Below are 18017 nucleotides of genomic sequence, written 5' to 3'. Positions count from 1 at the left end.
CGCGGGGGGGGCGCCCAGGCCCCCCCGCGGGGGGCCGGCCACCCCCCCGCGGCCCCCCCCGCGCCGCCCCCCCCGCCCGCGGCGGGGGGCGCGCCCCGCCGCATCCGCCCCATCCACCGAGCACGGCCGCGGACGGCCACAGACGACTCGCCAGATGCCTCCGCGGGCAACGCAGTTCACGGTCGGCCGGCGGCTCGCCGCCGAACGGGACACCTTCGAACCGCACCCTCGAACCGCCCCCCGCAGCACACCCCACCGCACACCCCCTCAACCCACCCCCGCCGCCCACCTCCGCGAGCAGCGCTGTCACAGCCCGGAGGTACGGTCGGAGCATGGCGCAACAGGCGGGGAACCCCACGACCGAGCGGAAGCTCGCCGTACTCGATGGCGTGCTGGAGCGGATCACCTACGCCAACGAGGACAACGGCTACACGGTCGCCCGCGTCGACACCGGCAGAGGCGCCGGCGACCTGCTCACCGTGGTCGGCGCGCTGCTCGGCGCGCAGGTCGGCGAGTCGCTGCGGATGGAGGGCCGCTGGGGCTCCCACCCGCAGTACGGCAAGCAGTTCACCGTCGAGAACTACACGACCGTCCTGCCGGCCACCGTCCAGGGCATCCGCCGTTACCTCGGCTCGGGCCTGGTCAAGGGCATCGGCCCGGTCTTCGCCGACCGCATCACGCAGCACTTCGGCCTGGACACCCTGCGGATCATCGAGGAGGAGCCCAAGCGGCTGATCGAGGTACCCGGTCTCGGCCCCAAGCGCACCAAGAAGATCGCCGACGCCTGGGAGGAACAGAAGGCGATCAAGGAGGTCATGCTCTTCCTCCAGACCGTCGAGGTCTCCACCTCCATCGCCGTGCGCATCTACAAGAAGTACGGCGACGCCTCCATCTCCGTCGTGAAGAACCAGCCGTACCGGCTCGCGGCCGATGTGTGGGGCATCGGCTTCCTCACCGCCGACAAGATCGCCCAGTCCGTCGGCATCCCGCACGACAGCCCGGAGCGCGTCAAGGCGGGTCTCCAGTACGCGCTGTCCCAGTCCGCCGACCAGGGCCACTGCTTCCTGCCCGAGGAGCGGCTCATCGCGGACGCGGTCAAGCTGCTCCAGGTCGACACCGGCCTCGTCATCGAATGCCTCGCCGAGCTGGCCGAGCCGCCGCAGGACGGGGGAGATCCGGGCGTCGTACGGGAGAAGGTGCCCGGACCCGACGGCGGCGAGCCGGTCACCGCGGTCTACCTCGTCCCCTTCCACCGCGCCGAACTCTCCCTCACGGCCCAGCTGTTGCGCCTGCTGCGCACGGAAGAGGACCGGATGCCGTCCTTCCGGAGCGTCGACTGGGACAAGGCCCTCGGCTGGCTCAAGGGGCGCACCGGCACCGACCTCGCGTCCGAGCAGCAGGCCGCCGTGCGGCTGGCGCTGACCGAGAAGGTCGCCGTCCTCACCGGCGGCCCCGGCTGCGGCAAGTCCTTCACGGTCCGCTCCATCGTGGAGCTGGCCCGCGCCAAAGGGGCCACGGTCGTGCTGGCCGCGCCCACCGGCCGGGCCGCCAAGCGGCTGGCCGAGCTGACCGGCGCGGAGGCATCCACCGTGCACCGGCTGCTGGAGCTGAGGCCGGGCGGCGACGCGGCCTATGACAAGGACCGCCCGCTCCAGGCGGACCTGGTCGTCGTGGACGAGGCATCCATGCTGGACCTGCTGCTCGCCAACAAGCTGGTCAAGGCGGTGCCCCCGGGCGCCCATCTGCTGTTCGTCGGGGACGTGGACCAGCTGCCCAGCGTCGGGGCCGGCGAGGTGCTGCGGGATCTGCTGGCCGATGGCAGCCCGATCCCGGCCGTCCGGCTCACCCGGGTCTTCCGGCAGGCCCAGCAGTCCGGCGTGGTGACCAACGCGCATCGCATCAACTCCGGGCAGCACCCGGTCACCGACGGCATGAAGGACTTCTTCCTCTTCGTCGAGGACGACACGGAGGCCGCCGGACGCCTCACCGTGGATGTGGCCGCGCGCCGCATCCCGGCCCGGTTCGGCCTCGACCCGCGCCGGGATGTGCAGGTGCTCGCGCCGATGCACCGCGGCCCGGCCGGCGCCGGCACCCTCAACGGCCTGCTCCAGCAGGCGATCACGCCCGGCCGCCCGGACCTGCCCGAGAAGCGGTTCGGCGGCCGGGTCTTCCGTGTCGGCGACAAGGTCACCCAGATTCGCAACAATTACGAGAAAGGCGAGAACGGCGTCTTCAACGGCACCGTGGGCGTGGTCACCTCGCTCGATCCGGTCGACCAGCGGCTGACGGTGCTGACCGACGAGGACGAAGAGGTGCCGTACGACTTCGACGAACTGGACGAGCTGGCGCACGCGTACGCGGTGACCATCCACCGCTCGCAGGGCAGCGAGTATCCGGCGGTGGTGATCCCGGTCACCACGGGTGCCTGGATGATGCTTCAGCGCAATCTGCTCTACACGGCGGTCACCCGCGCCAAGCGGCTGGTCGTCCTCGTCGGCTCGCGCAAGGCGCTCGGCCAGGCGGTGCGCACCGTGTCGGCCGGACGGCGGTGCACGGCCCTCGACTTCAGGCTGGAGCAGCGAAAATGATCGATCAAATCAGTCGGGAAGGTCACACAGCTCTTCCAGATGGGCTGACAAGGGGGCAGGATGAGCAAGTTGGCGGCACTGAGTGCCGTCGATAAGCCCAATGGTCGACCCCGAGTGCACTCTCCTGCGCCAAATGGGGGATGGTAGAGACAGTCAGGGCACCTCGAAGATGAGGCACTACGTCGGTGAGGGAAGACGTGAGCGACAACTCTGTAGTACTGCGGTACGGCGACGGCGAGTACACCTACCCGGTGATCGACAGCACCGTCGGCGACAAGGGCTTCGACATCGGGAAGCTCCGCGCTCAAACCGGTCTGGTGACTCTGGACAGCGGATACGGCAACACGGCCGCCTATAAATCCGCCATCACCTACCTCGACGGCGAGTCGGGCATTCTGCGCTACCGCGGCTACCCGATCGAGCAGCTGGCCGAGCGCTCCACCTTCCTGGAGGTGGCGTATCTGCTGATCAACGGTGAGCTGCCGACCGTCGACGAGCTGACCACGTTCAGGAACGACGTCACGCAGCACACGCTGCTGCACGAGGACGTCAAGAACTTCTACACGGGCTTCCCGCGCGACGCGCACCCGATGGCCATGCTGTCGTCGGTCGTCTCGGCGCTGTCCACGTTCTACCAGGACAGCCACAACCCGTTCGACGAGAAGCAGCGCACCCTCTCCACCATCCGGCTGCTCGCCAAGCTCCCGACGATCGCGGCGTACGCCTACAAGAAGTCGATCGGCCACCCGTTCGTCTACCCGCGCAACGACCTCGGCTATGTCGAGAACTTCCTGCGCATGACCTTCTCGGTGCCGGCGGACGAGTACCAGCCGGACCCGGTGGTCGTCTCCGCGCTCGACAAGCTGCTGATCCTGCACGCGGACCATGAGCAGAACTGTTCGACCTCCACGGTCCGCCTGGTCGGTTCCTCCCAGGCCAATATGTTCGCGTCGATCTCGGCGGGCATCAACGCGCTGTGGGGCCCGCTGCACGGCGGCGCCAACCAGTCCGTGCTGGAGATGCTGGAAGGCATCCGCGACTCCGGCGCCGATGTCGACACCTTCATCCGCAAGGTGAAGAACAAGGAGGACGGCGTCCGCCTGATGGGCTTCGGCCACCGGGTCTACAAGAACTTCGACCCGCGCGCCCAGATCATCAAGGCCGCCGCGCACGATGTGCTCTCGGCCCTCGGCAAGGAGGACGAGCTGCTGGACATCGCCCTCAAGCTGGAGGAGCACGCCCTCTCCGACGACTACTTCGTGGAGCGCAAGCTCTACCCGAACGTGGACTTCTACACCGGCCTGATCTACCGGGCCATGGGCTTCCCGACGGAGATGTTCACGGTCCTGTTCGCGCTCGGCCGGCTGCCGGGCTGGATCGCCCAGTGGCAGGAAATGATCAAGGAACCGGGGTCCCGCATCGGCCGCCCGCGCCAGATCTACACGGGCGTTGTCGAGCGCGACTTCGTGCCGGTCGAGGAACGCTGACCCCTGCGGGTGAGGGGCGCCGCGGCCCTGCGGGTCCGCGGACCTGGGCCGCGGCGGCTGCTCACCAGCCCAGGCCCGTGCGAGGAGCGTGACGGCTCTGGCGCCGACTTGGCGAGTGAGCCGAAGGGGCGCGCCTGTGTCGAGGGGGCATGGGGGTCCCTCCCGCGCGAGCGAAGTCGAGCGTGGGGGAGCGCGGAGGCGCGAAGCGCTGAGCACGGTCGTGGTCTCGACACAGGCTTTGGTGCCCCGGAGGCGAACCGAGCCTGTAAAAGAAGAGGCAGAAGGCGCCCTGTCGCCGGTCCCCCCACGGGCCGACGATCAGGGCGCCTTCCCGTGTCCCGGTGCGGATTCCCCCCACGGGATCCGGCCCGGGCGCTTGTGAAAGCAGCGCCTGACTCGCTGCGTGAGCACGACGAAACAACATTCGCCGTACTCCGGTGACGCGGTGCGATCTGCCGGGACCCGTACGGTCGGGAGGGCCGCTCAAAGCTCCCCGGTGCACGTGCCCCGGCAACGCATTTCTGAGGAAGTCCCCCAAGACATCCCCAGATGCCCGCCGACGCCCCCCAAGACGTCGACCGACATCGCCAACTTAGACCGTCGAACCCCCTCGATGGTTACGTTCGCATCACTGTGATCTGCGTCTCGCGCATATGTCCGCTAGATACGCAAGGGCCCCAATACGGCGATCGGGGCCCAAGCGTAAGGATGATGCGCGAGCCTTGTGAAGAGCTTATGGGGTACGCGCGCCGGACTCTAGAGGGTCTCTTACTTCTGCTGTGGCCTACTGTCGGTAACTTCGCCGGGACTCAACGGAATCGCCGCAGACGCAGGCTGTTGGTCACCACGAACACCGACGAGAAGGCCATCGCCGCCCCCGCGATCATGGGATTCAGCAGCCCGGCCGCCGCCAGCGGCAGCGCGGCCACGTTGTAGCCGAAGGCCCATGCCAGATTGCCCTTGATCGTGGTCAGCGTACGCCGGGACAGCCGGATGGCGTCCGCGGCCACCCGCAGGTCACCGCGTACCAGCGTCAGATCGCCCGCCTCGATCGCCGCGTCCGTGCCGGTGCCCATCGCGAGACCCAGATCGGCGGTGGCGAGCGCCGCCGCGTCGTTGACGCCGTCACCCACCATGGCCACGACCCGCCCCTCGCGCCGCAGCCGTCGTACCACGTCGACCTTGTCCTCGGGCAGCACCTCGGCGATCACCTCGTCGATCCCCACCGCCTCGGCGACGGCCCGTGCCACCACCTGGTTGTCCCCGGTCAGCAGCACCGGCCTGAGCCCCAGCGCGCGCAGCTCCCGCACGGCCTCGGCGCTGGTCTCCTTGACCGCGTCGGCGACGGCGAGGACCCCGCGCGCGGCTCCGTCCCAGCCGGCCACGACGGCGGTACGGCCGTTCCTCTCGGCCTCCGCGACCGCCCGCTCCAGCTCCGGCGGCAGCTGCTCGAAGAGGCGCCCCACGGCCACCTCGCGGCCCTCGACGCGCCCGCGTACGCCCCGCCCCGGGACGTTCTCGAAGTGCTCGACCGGCGGCGGCACCCACTCGTCGCCCCCCACCGCCTCGCCCGAAGAGTGCCGCACGCCCGCCCCTGCCAACCGCTCCCCGGCGCCGGCCGCGACCGCCCGGGCCACCGGATGCTCGGAGGCGTGCTCCAGGGCGCCCGCGAGTCGCAGCAGGTCCATTTCGTCGGTGCCGTCGGCGGCGTACACCTCCTGGAGGGTCATCCGGCCGGTGGTGACCGTGCCGGTCTTGTCCAGGACGACCGTGTCGACGCGGCGCGTGGACTCCAGGACCTCCGGGCCCTTGATGAGGATGCCGAGCTGCGCGCCCCGGCCGGTGCCGACCATCAGCGCGGTCGGCGTGGCCAGGCCCAGCGCGCACGGACAGGCGATGATCAGCACCGCGACGGCGGCCGTGAAGGCGGCGGCGGTGTCGCCCGTGACGCCGAGCCAGGTCCCGAACGTGGCGGCCGCGATCAGGATGACCACCGGGACGAACACCGCGGAGATCCGGTCGGCCAGCCGCTGCACCTCGGCCTTGCCGGTCTGGGCGTCCTCCACCAGCCTCGCCATCCGGGCCAGCTGGGTGTCCGTGCCGACCCGGGTGGCCTCGACGACCAGCCGCCCGCCCGCGTTGACCGTGGCGCCCGTGACGGCGTCGCCGACGCGCACGTCCACCGGCACCGACTCGCCGGTGAGCAGGGACTGGTCGATCGCGGAGACCCCCTCGACCACGGTGCCGTCGGTGGCGACCTGCTCGCCGGGGCGCACCACGAAGCGGTCGCCGACCCGCAGCTCCGCCACCGGCACCCGCACCTCGCGCCCCGCCCGCAGCACGGCGACGTCCTTCGCGCCCAGCTCCATGAGCGCCCGCAGGGCGGCGCCCGCGCGCCGTTTGGCGCGGGCCTCCAGGAAGCGGCCCAGCAGGATCAGCGTGACGACGCCGGCGGCCACCTCCAGATAGATGGTGGAAGCGGGGTCCATGCGCTCGACGGTGAACCGGAACTCGTCGTGCATGCCCGGCATGCCCGCGTCGCCGAGGAACAGCGCCCACAGCGACCAGCCGAACGCGGCCAGCGTGCCGACCGAGACCAGGGTGTCCATGGTGGCCGCGCCGTGCCGGGCGTTCGTCCAGGCGGCCCGGTGGAACGGCAGGCCGCCCCAGACGACGACCGGAGCGGCCAGGGTCAGCGAGAGCCACTGCCAGTTGTCGAACTGGAACGCGGGGACCATGGCGAGCAGGACCACCGGCGCGGCCAGCAGGACGGAGACGAGCAGCCGGTGGCGCAGTGCGGTCGGCCCGGGGGCCTCCCGGGTCTGCCCCGGTGCGGCGGGCTCGGGACGGCGCGGCGGCGGAGGTTCCTCGGCGGTGTACCCCGTCTTCTCCACGGTGGCGATCAGATCGGCGACCTGGACCCCGTCGGCACAGTCGACCTTCGCCTTCTGCGTCGCGAAGTTCACGGTGGCGGTGACGCCGTCCATGCGATTGAGCTTCTTCTCGACCCGGGCCGCGCAGGAGGCGCAGGTCATGCCCCCGATGAGCAGGTCGACCTCGCGGGTTCCGGAGGGCTCGCGGGCCGCTGGGGCCGCGGGTGTCGGTGCGGCGGTGGGTCCCGTGGTGGTGCTGGTCATATGACCGGACTCCAGACAACGGACCGGGCCGTGCGGATCCAGCGTCGGCTGGTCGGTACGGCCCGGACGGGGAGGGGGTGTTACGGCCCTGTCGTCGCGCTCGGGCCGTGCGTGCGCAGAACGAGCGGGCTCAGAACGAGCGCACTCAGAACGTACGGGCTCAGACCGTGCCGACCAGTTCGAAGCCGGCCTCGTCGACGGCGGCGCGGACGGCCTCCTCGTCGAGCGGTGTGGCGGAGACGACGGTGACCTCGCCGCTCGACGCGACGGCCTGCACCGAGCTGACGCCGGGGATCTCGGAGATCTCGCCGGAGACGGCACCCTCGCAGTGCCCGCAGCTCATTCCGCTCACCTTGTAGAGGGTCGTGACGGAGTTCCGGTAGTCGGTCTGGGCGGTCATGTCGGTGCTCCTCGTCCGTGACGGGTGGGGCCGATGAGGCCCACAGTGAGGCCCGCGCCAGTCACATTATACCCCTGGGGGGTACTTTCCAAGGAAGTGGAACCCGCGGCCCCTCTCATGTCCGGTCGCGGCCGTGCCCCTTGGGTGTGCGCAGCGCGAGAGCGGCACACACCAGGGAACCGCCGAGCAGCATCAGCGTGGGCAATGACGCGGCGGTCTTGGCCGCGTACGCGATCAGGGCGGCCAGTGCCGGCAGGACGGGCACGCCCCACGGCCGGCGCCGCCACCGGCCCCCGCGGACCCGGCGGCGGGGCGGCGGGGACCGCCGCGGGCCGGGAATACGGGCCCGGGGCGGGCCGGGCGGCGGGGAGTGGGTCACGGGGCGTCCCCTCGGAGGCGATCTATCCGCACCCTATGCAGATGTCCCCCGGGCCGCAGTCCGGAAGGCGCCACCGGTGCCCGGCCGGCGAACACGGCGAGCAGCAGGCCGTGTTCGCCGTGTTCGCCGTGTTCATCGACGGCGCCGTGCCCCACCCGGAGGCAGGGCATGGCGGGATGTCCGCGTTCAGTTCTGGCGTCTGCCGCGGTTGCCGGGGCGGGCGGCGACCCAGGCGCGGACGGTGTCCGCGTACCAATAGGGTTTGCCGCCCTCCACATGGTCGGGTGGGGGCAGCAGCCCGTGTTTTCGATACGACCGTACGGTGTCCGGCTGCACCTTGATGTGTGCCGCGATCTCCTTGTAGGACCAGAGCCTTCGGTCGGTCATGAGTCGCACCTCCCTGCGCGCGCCGCGGCGGCGACCGGGACGGCCGACGGGGGAGCCGGGCGCTGCGCTGGCGATCACCACGCCTGTGTCCGGTGAACGAGGCACGGCGGGCGCGGGGAAGGGTCTGTCGACCGGGTGTGACCGAGAGCCCGCGTACATGCGACATGTGTGACAGGGGTGAGGCGTTTGTGACACGGTCGACGCAAAGGCGTACCCGGGACGAGGGCGGGGCGCGTTGACTCGACGGTCCCGTACCGCACTCGGCCCGGGGCGCCGGGGCCTGGTGCTACGGGCCTGTAGTGCTGGTGCCGCGGCACTAGGCGGGTTCGGCGAAGTCCGTTGCGGTTCGACAGCGCCCCGAAGGGGCGCGGGGAACTGCGCGACCGGCCACGATGGTGCCGCAGACGAGCGACGGCACATCGCGGCACTTCCAGCGGAGCGCTTAGGCGCCGCAGGATCTCAGGAAGGCCCGGGTCCGCTGTGCGATCGGCAGCGGCCGGTCCGGCTCGCAGGGGTACATGTCCTGCTCGACGATCGCGAACAGGTCGACGTCCAGCCTCGCCGCCGCCAGGACCGGGCCGAGCGCGGGCACCCCGGACGGCGGTTCGCACATGACGCCCCTGGCGACCGCGGGCCCGAACGGGACGCCGTCCGCCCGCACCTCGGCGAGGACGGCCGGGTCTCACTGACCGAGCGGCTCGGCCGGGAGGTGCGCGAGCGGTACGGCCTGGAGATCGTCGTCCACCCGCACGCCGACACCCACATCGACAGCGAGGAGAACGTCGCCCGCTTCCTCGACGGCACCGACTCCTCCCTGGTGTCGTTGTGCCTGGACACCGGGCACTACGCGTACTGCGGCGGGGACAGCGTCCAGTTGATCGAGACCTACGGCGAGCGCATCGGCTATCTGCACCTCAAGCAGGTGGGCCGGTGAAGACGGTGCCGGCCGACACCTTCAGGCCGCGCCGGGCGGTCTCCTCGGCGAGGACGGCCGGCAGATACCCGTACGGTCCCAGCTCGATCCACTCGTAGCCGGCCGCGGCGACCTCGTCGAGGAAGCGCTGCCAGGGCACCTGCCGGGGGTCGTCCGGGAACCACACGCCCCAGGAGTCGGGGGCCGATCCCACCCGGATACGGGAGAGGCCGGGCACGGAAGACTGAGGTGACAACGACGTCATGGCCGCCAGGGTGCGGGGCGTGCAAGGGGGTGTCAAGCTCTCGTCCGAATGTCCGGACAAAGCATTGACAGGGTTCCCGGTGCGGGACTACAAACCGGGGGAGAGCCTGGTGCTGGAGAAGGGAAGCCGATGGCGTACGACCTGATCACCATGGGGCGGATCGGAGTGGATCTGTATCCGTTGCAGACGGGCGTGCCGCTCGCCCAGGTGTCCTCCTTCGGCAAGTTCCTCGGCGGGTCGGCGACGAACGTCGCGGTCGCCGCGGCCCGGCTCGGCCGGAGCACCGCCGTGATCACCCGCACCGGTGACGACCCCTTCGGTACCTATCTGCACGAGGCCCTGCGCGGCTTCGGCGTCGACGACCGCTGGGTCACCCCGGTCCCCGGGCTGCTCACCCCGGTCACCTTCTGCGAGGTCTTCCCGCCGGACGACTTCCCGCTCTACTTCTACCGGCGGCCCAAGGCCCCCGACCTGGAGATCGACGCCCAGGACCTGGACCTCGACGCCGTCCGCGCGGCCCGCATCTTCTGGGTCACCGGTACCGGCCTGAGCGAGGAGCCCAGCCGTACGGCGACCCTGGCGGCACTCGCGCACCGCGCCAAGTCCGGTACGACGGTCTTCGACCTCGACTGGCGCCCCATGTTCTGGACCGACCCGGACGCGGCCCGCCCCTTCTACGCCGAGGCGCTGCGCCACGCCACCGTCGCCGTCGGCAACCTCGACGAGGCGGAGGTGGCCACCGGGGTCCGCGAACCGCGCGCCGCCGCCCGCGCGCTTCTCGACGCGGGCGTCGGGATCGCCGTCGTCAAACTGGGGCCCAAGGGCGTCCTCGCGGTCAGCAGCGGCGGAGAGTGCGCCGAGGTGCCGCCGCTGCCGGTGACCGTCCTCAACGGGCTCGGCGCCGGTGACGCCTTCGGCGGCTCCCTCTGCCACGGCCTGCTGGCAGGCTGGGACCTGGAGCGGATCATGCGGCACGCCAACGCGGCCGGCGCCATCGTCGCCTCCCGCCTGGAGTGCTCCTCCGCGATGCCCACCCCGGACGAGGTGGCCGCCGTGCTCGCCGCGGGAGCGGTGCGATGAGGGCCGACCGGGGCATGGACGCCCACCACGAGGGCGCGGACGGCGGCACCCGCCATGAGGACATGAACGGCGGCACCCGCCACGAAGACATGGACAGCGGCACCGACCACGAGGGCCTGCACGGCGGCCGATACCGCGAGGGCCTGCACGGCGGAACCCGCCACGAGAGCCTGCACGGCGGCCGACTCCCGCGCGTGGACGTCTCCGCGCTGGTACGCACCCGCAGCCGTCACCCCGAGGCGGTGGCCGAGGCGGCGGCCCGCCGTCCGCGCCGTCCGCTGCTGGGCGAGCACGGCCGGCTGATGATCGTCGCCGCCGACCACCCGGCCCGCGGCGTGCTCGGCATCGGAGGCCGCACACTCGCCATGGCCAACCGCGCCGACCTGCTGGAGCGGCTGTGCCTGGCGCTGTCCCGCCCCGGCGTGGACGGGGTCCTCGCGACCGCCGACATCCTCGACGACCTGCTGCTGCTCGGCGCCCTCGACCACAAGGTCGTCATGGGCTCCATGAACCGCGGCGGACTCCAGGGCGCCGCCTTCGAACTCGACGACCGCTTCACCGGCCATCGCCCCGAGGACATCCAGCGGCTCGGCTTCGACGCGGGCAAGCTGCTGCTGCGCATCGACTACTCCGATCCGGGCTCGCTGACCACCCTGGAGTCCGCCGCCCGCGCCATAGACGCGATGGCCGGGCGCCGACTGCCGGTGTTCGTCGAGCCGTTCATCAGCCGCCGCACCCCCGAGGGACGGCTGAGCAACGACCTGTCCGCCGAGGCCGTCGCCCGCTCCCTCGCCATCGCCTCGGGCCTCGGCGGCACCTCCGCCTACACCTGGCTGAAGGTTCCGGTCACCGAGCACCCGGACGACATGGCCGAGGTGATGGCGGCCTCCACGCTGCCCGCCGTCCTGCTCGGCGGCGAGGTCGGCGACACCCCCGAGGACCAGGAGGCGGCGTACGAGAAGTGGCGCGGCGCCCTGCGCCTGCCCACCGTGCGCGGCCTGGTGGTCGGCCGCTCGCTGCTGTACCCGGCGGACGGCGATGTGGCCGCCGCCGTGGACACCGCCGTCGGACTGCTGTGAGGGCCGCATGACCAGCAAGGACCTGTATCTCCCCAGGGGCTCGACCGCGGGCGCCCAGTACGCCGTCGACATCGGCCCCGAGCGGGCCGGTTGGGCGTACTGCAGCCTGCGCGTCGTCGAACTGCCCCCCGGCGGCACCCATATGTTCACCACCGGGGACAGTGAGTGGATCGTGCTTCCGCTCGGCGGCGGTTGTACCGTGCAGGTCGAGGACGAAGAGTTCCAAATCCGGGGCAGGGAGAGCGTGTTCGCCTCCGTCTCCGACTTCGTGTACGCGCCCCGGGACGCCCGGGTCCAGATCGCCTCCGGCGCGGGAGGCCGCTTCGCCCTGGCAGGAGCGAAGTGCGAGCGACGACTCCCCGCCCGCTACGGCCCCGCGCCGGAGGTCCCCGTCGAACAGCGCGGCAGCGGCACCTGCTCCCGCCTGGTGCGCAACTTCGCCGCCGCCGACGCGTTCGACTGCGACAGGCTGATCGCCGTCGAGGTGATCACCCCCGGCGGCCACTGGTCCTCGTACCCGCCGCACAAGCACGACGAGCACCGGCCGGGCGAGGAGTCCGCACTCGAAGAGATCTACTACTTCGAGATCGACGGTCCGAACGGTCTCGGCTATCAGCGCGTATTCCCTTCCCGTGAGGGCGGATCCGACGTCCTCGCGGAGGTCCGCTCCGGCGACGCCGTCCTCGTCCCCGACGGATGGCACGGGCCCTCCATCGCCCAGCCCGGGCACGCCATGTACTACCTCAACGTCATGGCGGGACCGGGCGGGACGCGGGAGTGGCGGATCCGCTTCCATCCGGCACACGTAGAGAGCACAGAGGGGTACCGATGACCTCAACCACGAGGCTCACGGTCGCGCAGGCGCTCGTCCGCTTCCTGTCCGCCCAGTACACGGAGCGGGACGGCGAACGGCGTCGGCTCATCAGCGCCACCTGGGGCATCTTCGGGCACGGCAATGTCGCCGGGATCGGGCAGGCGCTCGTCCAGTACGCCGCCGACATGCCGTACCACCAGGGCCGCAACGAGCAGGCCATGGTGCACGCGGCGGTCGGCTACGCACGCCAGTCGGGACGGCTGGCCACGCACGCGGTGACGACGTCCATCGGCCCGGGCGCCACCAATCTCGTCACGGGTGCGGCGCTGGCCACCGTCAACCACCTGCCGGTGCTGCTGCTGCCCGGTGACGTGTTCGCCGCCCGCCCCGCCGACCCCGTGCTCCAGCAGCTCGAAGTCCCGTACGCGGGCGATGTGTCGGTCAACGACTGTCTGCGCCCGGTCTCCCGGTACTTCGACCGGGTCACCCGGCCGGAGGCCCTGATACCGTCCGCGCTCCAGGCCGTGCGGGTCCTCACCGACCCCGTCGAGACCGGCGCCGTCACCCTCGCCCTTCCCCAGGACGTCCAGGCGGAGGCGTACGACTGGCCGGAGGAGTTCTTCGCCGAACGGGTGTGGACCGTGCGCCGGCCGCAGGCCGACCCGGTCGAACTCGCCGCGGCGGTGCGGGCGGTCCGCGCGGCCCGGCGACCCCTGGTCATCGCGGGCGGCGGCGTCCACCACAGCCGGGCCGAGGACGCGCTGGCCGCGTTCGCCGCGGCCACCCGGGTCCCGGTCGCCGCCACCCAGGCCGGCAAGGGCTCACTGCGCTGGGACCACCCGCAGGACGTCGGCGGCGTCGGCCACACCGGCACGGCGACCGCGGACGAACTGGCCCGCACCGCCGACCTGGTGATCGGCGTCGGCACCCGCTACACCGACTTCACCACCGCCTCCGGCACCCTCTTCGAGAACCCGGACGTCCGCTTCCTCAACCTCAACATCGCGGCCTTCGACGGGCACAAACTGGCCGGGCTGCCGCTCGTCGGCGACGCCCGGGACGCGCTGCGTGCGCTCACCGGGGCCCTGGCGGAGCACGGCTGGCGGGTCGCCGACCCGTACGTCGCCGAGTACACCGAGGACAAGGAGCGCTGGGAGCAGCGCGTCGACGCCTGCTACGAGGCCGACGAGCCGGACGCCCGGCCGACCCAGCCGCAGGTGCTCGGCGCGCTCGACGCGATCGTCGACGCGTCCGACATCGTCATCAACGCGGCCGGCTCCCTCCCCGGCGACCTGCACAAGCTGTGGCGGGCACGGTCGCGGGACCAGTACCACCTGGAGTACGGCTACTCGTGCATGGGCTACGAGATCCCCGCCGCCATCGGGGTGAAGCTCGCCGCGCCCGACCGGCCGGTGTGGGCGCTGGTCGGCGACGGGACGTATCTGATGATGCCGACCGAGATCGTCACGGCCGTGCAGGAGGGTCTCGCGATCAAGCTGCTGCTGGTGCAGAACCACGGCTACGCGTCCATCGGGGGGCTCTCCGAGTCGGTGGGCGGCGAGCGGTTCGGCACCGCCTACCGCTTCCGGGCCGAGGACGGCACCCACACCGGCGCTCCGCTGCCGGTGGACCTCGCCGCCAACGCGGCCAGCCTCGGCATGCGCGTGCTGCGCGCCAGGACCGTACGGGATCTGCGCGCGGCGCTCGCCGAGGCGCGGACCGCCGACACCCCCACATGTGTCTACGTGGAGACCGAAACGGCCGACACTGTGTCGGGCGCGCCTCCGGCGCAGTCCTGGTGGGATGTTCCTGTGGCCGAGACCGCGACCCGATCGTCCGCGGTCAAGGCGCGTGAGCTGTACGAACGGCAGGTCTCGACCCGACGCCGCCATCTGTGAAGGAGTTACCGGGCATGACGAAGATCGTCAACCACTGGATCGGCGGCAAGACCGTCGAAGGCGCCTCCGGGACGTACGGGCCGGTCACCGACCCGGCGACCGGGGCGGTCACCACCAAGGTCGCGTTCGCCACGGTCGACGAGGTGGACGCGGCGGTCGCGGCGGCCAAGGACGCCTTCGCGACCTGGGGCCAGTCCTCGCTGGCCAAGCGCACGGAGATCCTGTTCCGCTTCCGTGCGCTGCTCGACGCCCACCGCGACGAGATCGCCGAGCTGATCACCGCCGAGCACGGCAAGGTGCACTCCGACGCGCTCGGCGAGGTCGCGCGCGGCCTGGAGGTCGTCGACCTCGCCTGCGGCATCAACGTGCAGCTGAAGGGCGAGCTGTCCACCCAGGTCGCGAGCCGCGTGGACGTCTCCTCGATCCGGCAGCCGCTGGGTGTGGTCGCGGGCATCACGCCGTTCAACTTCCCGGCGATGGTGCCGATGTGGATGTTCCCGATCGCCATCGCGTGCGGCAACACGTTTGTGCTGAAGCCGTCCGAGAAGGACCCGTCGGCGTCCCTCCGGGTCGCCGAGCTGCTGGCCGAGGCCGGACTGCCGGACGGCGTCTTCAACGTCGTGCACGGCGACAAGGTGGCCGTGGACCGGCTGCTTGAGCACCCGGACGTCAAGGCCGTCTCCTTCGTCGGCTCGACCCCGATCGCCCGCTACATCCACACCACGGCCGCCGCGCACGGCAAGCGCGTACAGGCCCTGGGCGGCGCGAAGAACCACATGCTGGTCCTGCCGGACGCCGACCTGGACGCGGCGGCCGACGCGGCCGTCAGCGCGGCCTACGGTTCCGCGGGCGAGCGCTGCATGGCCATCTCGGCCGTCGTCGCGGTCGGCTCGATCGGCGACACGCTGGTGGCGAAGATCCGCGAGCGCGCCGAGCGGATCAAGATCGGCCCCGGCAACGACCCGACGAGCGAGATGGGTCCGCTGATCACCGCCGCGCACCGGGACAAGGTGGCGTCGTACGTGCGGGGCGCCGCCGCCGAGGGCGCCGAGGTCGTGCTCGACGGCACCGGCTACACGGTCGAGGGCTTCGCGGACGGCCACTGGATCGGCATCTCGCTGCTCGACAAGGTGCCGACCAGCGCGAAGGCGTACCAGGACGAGATCTTCGGCCCGGTGCTGTGCGTGCTGCGCGTCGACACGTACGAGGAGGGCCTGGCCCTCATCAACGGCTCGCCGTTCGGCAACGGCACCGCGATCTTCACCCGGGACGGCGGCGCCGCCCGCCGCTTCCAGCTGGAGGTGGAGGCGGGCATGGTCGGCGTGAACGTCCCGATCCCGGTTCCCGTCGGCTACCACAGCTTCGGCGGCTGGAAGGACTCGCTCTTCGGCGACCACCACATCTACGGCAACGACGGCACGCACTTCTACACCCGCGGCAAGGTCGTCACCACCCGCTGGCCGGACCCGGCCGACGCCCCCACGGGCGTGGACCTCGGCTTCCCCCGTAACCACTGACCCTGCCTCCGCAACCACCGGCCCTGCCTCCCGCCCCGCCCTCCGCGCACCGTGCCCCGGAGGGCGGGGCGTCGGCATGCCAGGATCCAGGAAGCCCAGGACGTCCGGATAGCGGACTTCCTGACGTTTTTTTGCCGGGGTGCCTGCGATTCCCGTACGGGCGCAATGCGTGCAGGAGACGGCCGCAAGGTGTCGTTTACGCAGTCAAGAGGGGTCTCGATCTACGAATTCCGTAGGTGAACAGCTCTTGACGTGCTGGTTTTCGTTGAGATTCCATCTGCGCCGGGAGCGATACGAATAGATGGACGACGCGAGCCGCCGGAGGCGATAGCGCTCCCGCCCGAACCCTCCGCACGAGTCCGATCGGAACCGCTCCATGACCGACACGCTCCGCCCTGTCGAGACCGCCGCCCCGCAGGCGCCGGCCGACAGCCCCCAGCAGCTCAAGCGTTCCATCGGCGTCGTCGGCGGCACCCTGCTGACCCTCTCCTGCGTGACGCCCGCCTCCACCCTCTTCGTCGTGGTCCCCGACCTGCTCGGCTCCCTCGGCACCGCCACCGCCCTGACGATCACCATCGGCGCCCTCCTCTGTATCGCCGTGGCCTTCTGCTACTCCGAGCTGGGCACCCTCATCCCCAGCGCGGGCGGCGAGTACGCCATGGTGTCGACGCTGGCCGGACGGCTCACCGGCTGGCTGGTCTTCGTGCTCTCCCTCCTCGTCGTGATGATCGTGCCCCCGGTGATCTCGATGGGCACGGCCGACTACCTCGCCCCGATCGTCCATCTCGACCCGGCGATGACCGGCGCCGGCGTGATGCTGCTCGCCACCCTCGCCGGCCTGCTCGACCTGCGCGCCAACGCCTGGATCACCGGCATCTTCCTGGTGCTGGAGGTCATCGCCGCTGCCGTGGTCGCCCTGCTCGGCTTCGCGCACAGCCACCGCGGCCTCGGCAGCCTCACCTCGATGCAGGTGGCCGGCGCCGACGGCCACACCGACACCGTGACCGCCACGCTGGTCATCTCCGGACTCGCCATCGCCCTCTTCGTCACCCAGGGCTTCTCCTCCGCCGTCTACCTCTCCGAGGAACTGGAGCACCCGCGCCGCAACGTCGCCCGTACGGTCCTGGCCACCCTCGCCATCTCCTCCGTGATCATCCTGATCCCGGTCGTCGCCATCACCCTGGGCGCCTCCGACATCAAGGAGCTGACCGGCGGCGACATCAGCTCCATGGTCACCGCCTGGTCCAACTCGGCCGTCGGCACCTTCGTCAGCCTCTGCGTCGCCCTCGCGATCATCAACGCGGGCATCGTCATGGTCATCCAGAACTCCCGCGTGCTGTTCGCCTCGGCCCGCGACAAGGCATGGCCCGAGCCGGTCAACAACGTCTTCTCCAAGCTGGGCCGCTTCGGCTCCCCCTGGGTCGCCACCCTCGCCGTCGGCATCCCCGGCGCACTGCTCTGCTTCGTCAACCTGGACACGCTGTACGGGGTCACCGGCGTCTCGGTGACCGGCCTGTACCTGCTGGTCGCGGTCGCCGCGCTGCTGGCCCGCCGCGGCTCGCACCGGCACATACCCGCCTGGCGCATGCCGCTGTGGCCCGCGGTGCCGGCCCTGCTCATCGTCGTGCTGGCGTACGTCCTCAGCACGCAGGAGACGACCTATCTGCTGTGGACCGGCGGCATCGTGGCCGTGGCCACCCTCTACTGGGTCTTCTACCTGCGTACGCGCCGCGACACCCGCTGGCTGGTGTCGATCCCGGAGGACGTCCGGGCCTGACCGCGCCGACCGGAACCCGGTGCGTACCACGTCCGCGGTATGCCGGCGGCGGCGTGTACTCCTCGGGGAGGTGCGGGGGTTCAGACCGGTGGCTGCGTCGGCTGTCGGTGGCGGCCCGTACCGTTGAGGCATGGATCTTCGACTGCCCGGTCGGCGCGGGCTGCTTGGGGGGCCGCGGCGGGGGGGGGGCCCCGCCGCCGCCCGCCGGGGGCGCGCCGGGGCCCGGCCCAGGGGCGGCCGGGGCCCCCCCCCCCCCCCCCCCCCGGGGACACCCCCCCCCCCCCGCCACTCCAATG

13 protein-coding genes and 2 pseudogenes are annotated in these 18017 nt (G+C 71.5%); 9 read left to right on the top strand and 6 right to left on the bottom strand.

Annotated elements, in window-relative coordinates:
* Window positions 1-332 precede the first annotated feature (332 nt).
* Both recD2 and ACWEKM_RS41585 read left to right on the top strand, forming a co-directional pair.
* Window positions 333-2588 carry an SF1B family DNA helicase RecD2 gene (gene recD2, locus ACWEKM_RS41590; protein WP_451626495.1) on the top strand — a complete coding sequence of 752 codons (2256 nt, stop codon included), beginning with the start codon at window positions 333-335 and terminating at the stop codon, window positions 2586-2588.
* A 197-nt stretch (window positions 2589-2785) separates the two neighbouring features.
* Entirely contained in the window at window positions 2786-4075 is a 1290-nt protein-coding gene (locus ACWEKM_RS41585) for a citrate synthase (RefSeq protein WP_451626494.1), read from the top strand.
* Window positions 4076-4884: 809 nt separating this feature from the next.
* Here the strand turns inward: ACWEKM_RS41585 and ACWEKM_RS41580 are convergent.
* From ACWEKM_RS41580 to ACWEKM_RS41560, 5 genes are all read right to left on the bottom strand, one after another.
* Window positions 4885-7212, bottom strand: coding sequence for a heavy metal translocating P-type ATPase (locus ACWEKM_RS41580; protein ID WP_451626493.1), 2328 nt, complete (start codon window positions 7210-7212; stop codon window positions 4885-4887).
* Window positions 7213-7372: 160 nt separating this feature from the next.
* Window positions 7373-7612 carry a heavy-metal-associated domain-containing protein gene (locus ACWEKM_RS41575; protein WP_451626492.1) on the bottom strand — a complete coding sequence of 80 codons (240 nt, stop codon included), beginning with the start codon at window positions 7610-7612 and terminating at the stop codon, window positions 7373-7375.
* Between the two features lie 115 nt (window positions 7613-7727).
* Window positions 7728-7991: a hypothetical protein gene (locus ACWEKM_RS41570; protein ID WP_451626491.1), complete on the bottom strand. Its 264-nt coding sequence runs from the start codon at window positions 7989-7991 to the stop codon at window positions 7728-7730.
* A gap of 186 nt (window positions 7992-8177) precedes the next feature.
* Entirely contained in the window at window positions 8178-8378 is a 201-nt protein-coding gene (locus tag ACWEKM_RS41565; RefSeq protein ID WP_451626490.1) for a helix-turn-helix transcriptional regulator, read from the bottom strand.
* A 442-nt stretch (window positions 8379-8820) separates the two neighbouring features.
* Window positions 8821-8991 (bottom strand): hypothetical protein, encoded by a 171-nt coding sequence (locus ACWEKM_RS41560; protein WP_451626496.1) that lies wholly within the window; start codon window positions 8989-8991, stop codon window positions 8821-8823.
* 69 nt (window positions 8992-9060) lie between these two features.
* On the opposite strand from ACWEKM_RS41560, the pseudogene ACWEKM_RS41555 reads away from it, so the two are divergent.
* Window positions 9061-9303, top strand: a pseudogene (locus ACWEKM_RS41555) (sugar phosphate isomerase/epimerase family protein); the annotation flags it as partial.
* Window position 9304: 1 nt separating this feature from the next.
* Here ACWEKM_RS41555 and ACWEKM_RS41550 read toward each other — a convergent pair.
* Window positions 9305-9556 (bottom strand): annotated as a pseudogene (locus ACWEKM_RS41550) (2-keto-myo-inositol dehydratase); the annotation flags it as partial.
* A gap of 129 nt (window positions 9557-9685) precedes the next feature.
* Between ACWEKM_RS41550 and iolC the strand changes: the two are divergent.
* From iolC to ACWEKM_RS41520, 6 genes are all read left to right on the top strand, one after another.
* A complete protein-coding gene (gene iolC / locus ACWEKM_RS41545) occupies window positions 9686-10636 on the top strand; it encodes a 5-dehydro-2-deoxygluconokinase (protein ID WP_451626489.1) in 951 nt (316 codons plus the stop codon).
* Window positions 10633-11715 (top strand): Cgl0159 family (beta/alpha)8-fold protein, encoded by a 1083-nt coding sequence (locus ACWEKM_RS41540; RefSeq protein ID WP_451626488.1) that lies wholly within the window; start codon window positions 10633-10635, stop codon window positions 11713-11715. Before iolC ends, ACWEKM_RS41540 begins: the two co-directional genes overlap by 4 nt.
* A gap of 7 nt (window positions 11716-11722) precedes the next feature.
* Window positions 11723-12547, top strand: a complete 825-nt coding sequence (iolB, locus tag ACWEKM_RS41535; protein ID WP_451626487.1) for a 5-deoxy-glucuronate isomerase — start codon at window positions 11723-11725, stop codon at window positions 12545-12547.
* Window positions 12544-14427 (top strand): 3D-(3,5/4)-trihydroxycyclohexane-1,2-dione acylhydrolase (decyclizing), encoded by a 1884-nt coding sequence (gene iolD, locus ACWEKM_RS41530; protein WP_451626486.1) that lies wholly within the window; start codon window positions 12544-12546, stop codon window positions 14425-14427. Before iolB ends, iolD begins: the two co-directional genes overlap by 4 nt.
* Before the next feature lie 14 nt (window positions 14428-14441).
* Window positions 14442-15944 carry a CoA-acylating methylmalonate-semialdehyde dehydrogenase gene (gene mmsA, locus ACWEKM_RS41525; RefSeq protein WP_451626485.1) on the top strand — a complete coding sequence of 501 codons (1503 nt, stop codon included), beginning with the start codon at window positions 14442-14444 and terminating at the stop codon, window positions 15942-15944.
* 376 nt (window positions 15945-16320) lie between these two features.
* Complete coding sequence (locus tag ACWEKM_RS41520) at window positions 16321-17721, top strand: APC family permease (protein ID WP_451626484.1); 1401 nt, start codon at window positions 16321-16323, stop codon at window positions 17719-17721.
* Window positions 17722-18017 lie beyond the last annotated feature (296 nt).

Source organism: Streptomyces sp. NPDC004752 (genome assembly GCF_053601275.1).
This window is presented reverse-complemented; position numbering and strand designations above follow the sequence as displayed.

Excerpts from the sequence above, each read along its gene's own strand:
- recD2 (WP_451626495.1), top strand. The coding sequence starts at position 333 with ATGGCGCAACAGGCGGGGAACCCCACGACCGAGCGGAAGCTCGCCGTA.
- ACWEKM_RS41580 (WP_451626493.1), bottom strand. The coding sequence starts at position 7,212 with ATGACCAGCACCACCACGGGACCCACCGCCGCACCGACACCCGCGGCC.
- ACWEKM_RS41575 (WP_451626492.1), bottom strand. The coding sequence starts at position 7,612 with ATGACCGCCCAGACCGACTACCGGAACTCCGTCACGACCCTCTACAAG.
- ACWEKM_RS41565 (WP_451626490.1), bottom strand. The coding sequence starts at position 8,378 with ATGACCGACCGAAGGCTCTGGTCCTACAAGGAGATCGCGGCACACATC.
- ACWEKM_RS41560 (WP_451626496.1), bottom strand. The coding sequence starts at position 8,991 with ATGTGCGAACCGCCGTCCGGGGTGCCCGCGCTCGGCCCGGTCCTGGCG.
- iolC (WP_451626489.1), top strand. The coding sequence starts at position 9,686 with ATGGCGTACGACCTGATCACCATGGGGCGGATCGGAGTGGATCTGTAT.
- ACWEKM_RS41540 (WP_451626488.1), top strand. The coding sequence starts at position 10,633 with ATGAGGGCCGACCGGGGCATGGACGCCCACCACGAGGGCGCGGACGGC.
- iolB (WP_451626487.1), top strand. The coding sequence starts at position 11,723 with ATGACCAGCAAGGACCTGTATCTCCCCAGGGGCTCGACCGCGGGCGCC.
- iolD (WP_451626486.1), top strand. The coding sequence starts at position 12,544 with ATGACCTCAACCACGAGGCTCACGGTCGCGCAGGCGCTCGTCCGCTTC.
- mmsA (WP_451626485.1), top strand. The coding sequence starts at position 14,442 with ATGACGAAGATCGTCAACCACTGGATCGGCGGCAAGACCGTCGAAGGC.
- ACWEKM_RS41520 (WP_451626484.1), top strand. The coding sequence starts at position 16,321 with ATGACCGACACGCTCCGCCCTGTCGAGACCGCCGCCCCGCAGGCGCCG.